Below are 571 nucleotides of genomic sequence, written 5' to 3' on the forward strand. Positions count from 1 at the left end.
GCCCGCTGATGCCGGCTTCCGGACGGGCGTTAAGGGCCGAGAGATATTCGGCGGCGGCGCTCGACAGGGTCGGGCCGTAGATGCGCATCAACGGCTGGCCCTTGCGGACGTCCGTGCCGGTCGTGACGTTGTCGACGGTGTCGAAGAAGCCCTCCAACCGGAGCGAGACGACGGACACGCCCCGCCCGTCCTGCTGTACCGTAGCCGGTCCGCGGACCATCGTATTCAAGGAGCGGCGCTCCGCGACCTCGGTCTGGACACCTGCCTTCTGCAGCTTGCCCGCGCTCACTTTGACCGATGAGTCGTCGTCTTGTTCGCCCTCATATACGGGGAGATAATCCATCCCCATCGAATCCTTTTTCGGCGTCGGCGACGTGTCCGGAAGGCCCATAGGGTTACGATAGAATTTGATCCGCCCGCGTTCGCCGCCCTTCGCAGTCATGGCTTCCGGAGCGTGCTCCTCGAAGCTCACATCTTCGCTGGCGCGGACCGCCGAATATTCCTTGCCCGACGGCGTCTTCTTCGGCGTCATGGAATAATCGGGCGCGCCGTCCGGATCACGGTAGTAGAC

1 protein-coding gene is annotated in these 571 nt (G+C 63.7%); it reads right to left on the reverse strand.

Annotation, left to right across the window (positions count from 1 at the left end; all coding sequences use genetic code 11):
* Positions 1–571 (reverse strand): efflux RND transporter periplasmic adaptor subunit (locus NS334_RS16640; RefSeq protein WP_193753151.1); only part of this gene is annotated, 571 nt, incomplete at both ends.

It is taken from the genome of Sphingomonas endophytica (assembly GCF_001476895.1).
Taxonomy (GTDB): Bacteria; Pseudomonadota; Alphaproteobacteria; order Sphingomonadales; family Sphingomonadaceae; genus Sphingomonas; species Sphingomonas endophytica_A.